This window comes from Massilia sp. S19_KUP03_FR1 (assembly GCF_036688685.1).
GTDB lineage: Bacteria > Pseudomonadota > Gammaproteobacteria > Burkholderiales > Burkholderiaceae_D > JALYUM01.
The window spans coordinates 339,320-346,072 of record NZ_JAQQPS010000003.1 but is presented as its reverse complement, the minus strand read 5'-3'; the positions used below and the strand labels follow the sequence as shown (position 1 = coordinate 346,072).

Annotated in this window: 6 protein-coding genes; 1 reads left to right on the top strand and 5 read right to left on the bottom strand. The window is 63.0% G+C overall.

Annotated features, from left to right (window positions below):
- Positions 1-317 precede the first annotated feature (317 nt).
- Positions 318-1,955, top strand: a complete 1,638-nt coding sequence (locus V6M87_RS04965; protein ID WP_332848635.1) for a hypothetical protein — start codon at positions 318-320, stop codon at positions 1,953-1,955.
- Here V6M87_RS04965 and V6M87_RS04960 read toward each other — a convergent pair.
- From V6M87_RS04960 to V6M87_RS04940, 5 genes are all read right to left on the bottom strand, one after another.
- The gene (locus V6M87_RS04960) at positions 1,952-2,287 is read right to left on the bottom strand and encodes a DUF1840 domain-containing protein (protein WP_332848634.1); all 336 of its coding nucleotides are present in this window, start codon (positions 2,285-2,287) and stop codon (positions 1,952-1,954) included. The two genes, V6M87_RS04965 and V6M87_RS04960, sit on opposite strands and share 4 nt — an antisense overlap.
- A gap of 62 nt (positions 2,288-2,349) precedes the next feature.
- The gene (locus tag V6M87_RS04955) at positions 2,350-3,888 is read right to left on the bottom strand and encodes a putative ABC transporter permease subunit (RefSeq protein ID WP_332848633.1); all 1,539 of its coding nucleotides are present in this window, start codon (positions 3,886-3,888) and stop codon (positions 2,350-2,352) included.
- Positions 3,885-4,616, bottom strand: a complete 732-nt coding sequence (locus tag V6M87_RS04950; RefSeq protein WP_332848632.1) for an ABC transporter ATP-binding protein — start codon at positions 4,614-4,616, stop codon at positions 3,885-3,887. The genes V6M87_RS04955 and V6M87_RS04950 overlap by 4 nt, the downstream gene beginning before the upstream one ends.
- Positions 4,613-5,128, bottom strand: coding sequence for a hypothetical protein (locus V6M87_RS04945; protein WP_332848631.1), 516 nt, complete (start codon positions 5,126-5,128; stop codon positions 4,613-4,615). Before V6M87_RS04945 ends, V6M87_RS04950 begins: the two co-directional genes overlap by 4 nt.
- A 34-nt stretch (positions 5,129-5,162) precedes the next feature.
- The gene (locus V6M87_RS04940; protein ID WP_332848630.1) at positions 5,163-6,743 is read right to left on the bottom strand and encodes an OmpA family protein; all 1,581 of its coding nucleotides are present in this window, start codon (positions 6,741-6,743) and stop codon (positions 5,163-5,165) included.
- Positions 6,744-6,753 lie beyond the last annotated feature (10 nt).

The following is a 6,753-nucleotide window of genomic DNA, read 5'->3' as shown; positions in this document are numbered from 1 at the left end:
CGACTTTGCGCCGATGATAGTGCTGCAACCAGTGTGAAAGTAGGTTATCGTCAGGCTAGTTATAAGAGAGAAACCCCATGCAGAAATGCGTGGGGTTTTTTTTCGTCTCGTGGTTTTTGGGATTCCATGGCCAGGCCATGCGCAGTATCCGTCCCGGCTTGCGTCGGGACGACGCGCCCGAAAGCGACGCTTCCCTTGCGGGCGCCACTGCCTTGCTTGTCTGTGATAAGAGACAAATTCCATGCAGAAATTCGTGGGATTTTTTTTCGTCCAATGACATCATGAACGGTTTTTCAATTCAACCGTCCGGAGGCTATTTGAAATCCATTTTATTCTGCGTAAGCCTGCTGTTGTTCCTGCCAGCCCACGCCCAAATCAAGGATGCCCTGACCAACGAGCGTATTGGCCTGCTCGATGCCGGGACGCTGAAGCTGACGACGGGGAAGTGCACCGACTGCGCCAGTTCACCGCAGAGCCTGTGGTTTTTCCAGGATGACGACATCGCGGCGCCGACGTCGACGGCGCTGGTCGCCGGCGTCTCATCCAAGCTCGACCGGCGCGCCGACGTGAAAGCCTGGGCGCAGTCTTCGGACGCCGCCCGACTGGCTTACCCCACTGTTACCTGGATCGGCGCCCCGCAGATCCTGGAGGGTGCCACAATCGCGGCCGATGGCAAGCAAGTGAGTATGGATGGCCAGCGCTATGACTTCACCATGGTGCCAAAAATCCAGACCAACCTGTCCTATGCCAACGCGGCCACAACCGCCTATCTGCACCAGCGTCCGCTGCGCATGCGCGGCGCGTTGCAGGACAAGGCCGGCAAGCCTACCTTTGTTGCGCGCACGACCTGGCCGACTGACTACGCCATCGACATGCAGCGCCTGTCATTGCAGCCGCTGACGCAGCGCGCCGACCTGAAGCGTTATGTGCAGGATCCGGCCACCGCCAGGGAGGGCGCCGTCACCACCCGCCTGATCTGGGAGCGCACACCCGGCGCCGGTCGCAACGCCGCCGGCAAGCCGGTCATGGGCATCATGCTCAATGGTGCCCAGGGCGACGATGACGAATCGCTCGCCGGCCATTTTGGCATTACCACTGGTTATTTTGGTCCGCGTGGCGAATGGGCTGACTGGGCCATGAATAATATCTACAGCCTCGATTCGTACAGCGAAAAAGGCATCATCGCGGCGACGCTGCCAATGGACAACTATCTCACTGACCTGAACAGCGGCCAGCAGTACTACCGGCCGTCCTATATGCTCGTGGCGGTGCTGAAAAATGCCCGCACGGCGGTGGCGTTTCAGGGCGGCATACAGCGCACGCTGAACCATTTTTATCGGCACGATTTCGTCTATGGCCAGTCATCGGGGAATTGCGCGGGCGTTTCGATCGACGTCTTGCGCGACTTGGGCTGGCACATCCCGCAGGAAGGACCGACCAGCCGCATCAAGGCGGTGGCCGCCTATGCCTATGTCGCCGCCACGGAACAGAGCCTCAAAAGCGGCCGCGGTATTTACGACAACCTCAACGAGGAACAGACGCGCCTGTTTCCGGCACGCGCCTTCGACGCGGCAGGATGGGACTTGCTGGAACTGGTGAATGGCGCGCCATCGTCGGCGCGCGTGCTGTCGCCTTACGAGCAGCAACTCAAAGAGGACGTGGAAGCAATCATGCTGGTGAAAATAGCGCAGATTCCATCGAGCCGGGTGTGGGGATCGGCGCCGGTGTATTCATTTGATGAGTACATGCAGCGCACGCCGTCGAAGCGCGCCGACTGGAAGATTGTTCCGGTGGCGCCGCGGCCGTTTCCTGTGGCATTGCGCGACAGCGGCGCACCATTGCCGTCAGCGCCGTCGCCAGTACCGCTGCCGGTGATGGGCATCGGTGCGGCGGGGATCATCGGCGCCTCAGCATGGTGGCGTCGCCGTAAAAAAGCTGCTTCTGTGACCCTTTAAACGCCCCAGAGGACGTCGGCTTTCTGGTCGCGGGCGGCGCGCAGCATTTCCAGCAGCGGATAGGTGCGCGTGGCGAAGCTGACCACCTGGACGCTCTCATGCTCGCTGTCCTTGTCCTGGTGCGCATCGACGTCGCGCTGGACGTCGTCGGACGTATGGTGCATGCGGTTTTCCGCGATTTCTTTTTCCAGTACGGCGACCGCTTCGGTCGACTCGGCCGCGGTGATCACGCCGCGGTCGACATCCTTGCCCAACAGGTCGAGGATGCGCTTGGCGTGCTCTTTGTACATCATCACTTCAGCCGAAGCTTTGGACGTAAACGTAATTAACATGATGGCTTTCTATTTTTTGTGTTGATGCTGAAACGATAACACGACTGGCGCCCATGGTGCGTTCAGCCGGCCCGGTGTCGCGTTCCCCAAGCCAGTAAAAGTGCCAGCAAGGCGACTGCCAGCGTGATACCTGCCCAGCGCGCATCGTACGCGTTTTGTCCCGGAGCGGCAGCACGGATCAACAAAAATCCGGTCCCGGCCCAGCCCGCGCTGCCCATCATTTCAAGCAAGGTGGCAAGCAGTTGGGTCTTGCCGCGCGTTTTGAACTGGCCGCGCGGGGCAGGGCGCCCCTGCCAGAGACCGGTCAGGGCGGCGCCGGCGCATGCGGCCACCACCGTAAAGCACATCAGCAGGCCGGTCACCAGGTGCTGTGCCAGCGCCCACGCCAACGGGACGATCATCAGCGCCAGCGGCGGGATCAGGGCGGCGCCGAGCTTGGCCAGGCGGATGGTGCGCGCCGCTGCGGGCGACGCCTGCAGCAGGTCGGGTGCATCTTCGGCCGCCACGATAATCCACGTGAGCGACGCCGTCAGCGAGGCCGCAATGATCGCCAGGCCTGCTGCGATACCGGGCGCGATTTGCTGTTCGCTGCGCAGCACCACGAAGCCGAGCGGCAGCAGATATAACAACTGAAGCAATACTTGCGACACCAGGTGCGGGTCGCGCGCGATCAATTTCCACTCCTTGCGCAGTACCACTTCCAGCAAATGCCGGCCGAACTGGCCGTCGCGCACTGTGGCAGGTGGTCGTTGCGCGCGCACCTTGCTGACCGATTGCTGCAAGCCATGCACGAAAAAATGGTGGGTGAAGTGAACGGTGAACAGGAACACCGCAACCGCTATGGCGACCAGGGCCAGCAGCGGAACCATGCCGCCGAGTGCCGCCCGGCCCGCCGACCACACCACGCTGTCCGGCGACAGCACGCCGCCTGGCGCCAACAGGTCCTGGGTCGCGCCCTGGATGGACTCGGCCGAATACAGTTGAAAAATATTCTGCGCCTGCGCCAGCAAAAAAATCAGCGCCCCCGCGATCGCGCTGATGACCTGTGCGACGACCCGCGTCTTGCGCGCGCCGATCAGGCGCACCAGCAGCAGGGTCAGCAGCATCGCCAGCGCACTGCAGATGGTGGCCCAGGCCAGAATCACGGCATACACCGCCAGCCAGCTGACGTGCCCGAGAAACACGCCGACATTGATGACCGGCCCGGCCAGCGCGAGATACACGCTGGCCACGCCCAGCGTGACGGCGCCCAGGCGCACGGTAAAAATACTGCGCGAGGGCAGCGGCGACGACAGCAGCAAATCGACGTCGCCCCGTTCGAACAGGCTGTCCACGCTGGCCTTCAGGCCGCTGGAAAACATGAAGGTGCCCAGCACCACCATCAGGGCGGTCGCCGCCATCGCGGCGATTGCCAGCGCATCCTCTGGCAACGCAGGCATGGTGTGCAGGATGGAAAACGCCATCCCATGCAGCGCCAGCCAGCCGATGGCGAGCAGCGGCGGCACCCAGCTGCGCTTTTTGCTGCGTCCGCCATTGTTAAACCAGAACATGCGCAGCTCGTGCTGCAGCAGCCACCACGCCGAGCCCGGCCTGCCCCTCATGCCGGGCTCGTCAGTTGCAGGAACACATCTTCCAGCGTGCCACCGTCGGTGCGCGCGCGCAATTCGTCCAGCGTGCCCTCGGCAATCAGGCGCCCGTGCTGGATGATGCCGATGCGCTGCGCCATGCGCTCGGCTACTTCCAGGATGTGCGTGGTGAGGATCACCGTTCCGCCCGCCTGCACGTGGTTCAGCAGCAGATCCTTGACCTGGCGCGCGGCCGCGGCGTCGAGCCCGGTCAGCGGCTCGTCGAGGATCAGCAATTGCGGCGCGTGGATCAGGGCGCCGGCCAGGGCCAGCTTCTGTTTCATGCCGCGCGAAAAACCCTCGGTCAGTTCATGGCCGTGTTTGGATAAATCCAGCCAGTCGAGCAGCTCGGTGGCGCGCGGCGCCGCATCCTTGGCGGCCACGCCCCACAGACCGGCAACGAACTCGAGGTATTCCATTGGCTTGAGTTTGTCGTACAGCATCGGGTCGTCGGGCATGTAGGCGATGGACTGCTTGGCCGCGGCTGGATGGGTGGCCAGGTCGATCCCCATCACCTCGATGCGCCCGCCATCTGGCGCGAGCAGGCCGGCGACCATGCGCAAGGTGGTGGTCTTGCCGGCGCCGTTCGGCCCCAGCAAGGCGTACAGTTCGCCGCGGCGTACCTGCAAATTCAGGTGTTCGACGGCCGGACGGCCGAAGTTCTTGGACACGTCCTGCAAACGCAGGGCTATGTTGTCGTTCATTTCAGCGCCTTGAATGAGCTTATGAATTGTTCGGCTTGTTCCGGCTTGATGGCCTTGACGGGCCCGGCGACTACCACCTGGTACAGACTGCGTCCGCGCGCCTCGAAATGCGCCACCATGCGTACCGGCTGGCCGTTGCGGGTGCCAACGGCGTCGATATCGCGCGTGATGCGGGTGCCGGTATTGTTCGTCGCCGCCGCCGTGGCGTTGCTGGTGACGGTGCCACCGATATTTTTCAGCAGCGCCGTCTGCATGGCCGCCAGAGCCGCGCTGGCCGCGGCGGCATCGCCGACGTCGGCCTGGCCGACCGCGAACAGGATATCGCCCACTTCGGCGGCCGTCATCGTCATGGTCGTCTTCACGCCATTGAGGTCGATTTGCCGGCTGGCCGTGGTGGGCTTGTCGGGGAACAGCACCTGGTACGACGCATCCTTGCTGGTGAATTCACGCCAGTTGAAGTGGGGGCTGCAGCCAGCCAGCAGGAAGGTTGCCAGAATGAGAAGTGTGCGCATGCCTGATGGTAGCAAAAACGCAGCCGTCCCGGTCTCAGATTTTGACCAGCTCCACGCGCCGGTTTTTGGCGCGCCCGGCTTCTTCCTTGTTGTCGGCCAGCGGCGTTGTCGCGCCGCGTCCCGCCGCCTGCAGGCGCGACGCATCAATGCCGCCGGCGACCAATTGCCGTACGACCGCTTCGGCGCGCTGGCGCGACAGGTCGACGTTGTGTTTGGCGTCGCCGCTGTTGTCGGTGTGGCCCTCGATCGACAGCTTGAGTTTGGCGTCGTTCTTCAGCAAGGTCGCGATTTCATCGATTGCCGGCTTGCCGTCGGGCCGCAGCGTGGCCTGGTCGGTGTCGAAATTGACATACAGGGCGATACGGCCCTTGGCCGCCAGCTCGGTGCGCATGGTGTCGGCGGTCACCAGTGCGACGCTTTGCTGCATGGCCTGTTCTTCGACCACAACGAAGCCGGTTTTATCGTCACTGAACATCAGCGCCATCCAGATGTTTTTGTCCGGCGTACGCAGCAGGTAGCTGTTGTACGCCATCGACGCGTCCGGGAGGCGCAGTTTCTTGTGCAGCCCGTACTGCTCGCCGTTGGCCGCGGCCAGGGCGGGGTCGTTGGCACCGGTCGTGTTGACCTTGACTGCGCCCAGGGATTTCATGGCGGCCTCGTAATTGCGCTGGGCAGCCATCCGCGAAATGTTGGCGTCCGTGTTGGCAAAATGGCGTACATCGACCTTGCCTTCGACAGTGCGCAACTGCTTGCCGACGATGAAACTGACGGCGTCAAAATTGGCTTTGTCGTTAAAGGAAAGCGCCAGGTTCAGATTGCCCGGATAGGCCAGGTAAGGAAACGGCGGCAACGGCGCTGTGCGCACGGTCACGGCGTTGAGGTCGAGGGGCTGGGCCGCTGCGGCCGGTGCGCCCGTCGCTGTGACGGCCTGCACGTTGCCGGGCGCGCCTTCGTAGCCGATGGTCTGGACAAACGGCTTCTCCTCGATCGAGATCAGGCGCGTATTGCTGCTGTCCGTCATGACCACGATCCAGTGCCGTGCTTCGCCTTTGCGGGCCAGGTAGACGTCATACGACATGCTGTGCCCGGACTGGCGCAGCTTGTACATGCGAAAGGGACTTGGCACCTCCAGCGCGGCCGAAGGTACTTTCACCGCGCCAAACGCCTGCAAGGCATTCTGATAGTTGCGGCGTACCTCGAGTTCCGACATCTCCGCGTCGCTGTGGCTGAAGGTGCGCTGCGTGATTCTGCCTTCCAGCCGATGCACCTGCTTGCCGAGGACGACATACACCTCGTCCATCGGCAGCGCAGTGGTCCACTGACCGCCCTGGTTGACTTTGGGCGGGTAGTCGACATAAGGGAACGGCGGAATGGCGGACGTGGTTTCCGGCACCGTGCTGTAGTCGATCGGCGCGAGGGTTGCGGCGGCTTTTTCCAGGGCGGCACTGGCGTCTTCGTCACTGACGGGTAAGGCGCTGGCCGGCGCAGCCTGGGGCGGCGCAAGCTCCGCAGGGGGCGCAGGCGGCGCGGCTGGCGGCGCAGGTTTTTTGCACCCTTGCAGCGACATCGACACGGCCAGCAATAAAGGAGCGATACGAAAACAGGTGGTATGCATGATGTGGGAA

Excerpts from the sequence above, each read along its gene's own strand:
- V6M87_RS04945 (WP_332848631.1), bottom strand. The coding sequence starts at position 5,128 with ATGCGCACACTTCTCATTCTGGCAACCTTCCTGCTGGCTGGCTGCAGC.
- V6M87_RS04940 (WP_332848630.1), bottom strand. The coding sequence starts at position 6,743 with ATGCATACCACCTGTTTTCGTATCGCTCCTTTATTGCTGGCCGTGTCG.
- V6M87_RS04960 (WP_332848634.1), bottom strand. The coding sequence starts at position 2,287 with ATGTTAATTACGTTTACGTCCAAAGCTTCGGCTGAAGTGATGATGTAC.
- V6M87_RS04955 (WP_332848633.1), bottom strand. The coding sequence starts at position 3,888 with ATGAGGGGCAGGCCGGGCTCGGCGTGGTGGCTGCTGCAGCACGAGCTG.
- V6M87_RS04950 (WP_332848632.1), bottom strand. The coding sequence starts at position 4,616 with ATGAACGACAACATAGCCCTGCGTTTGCAGGACGTGTCCAAGAACTTC.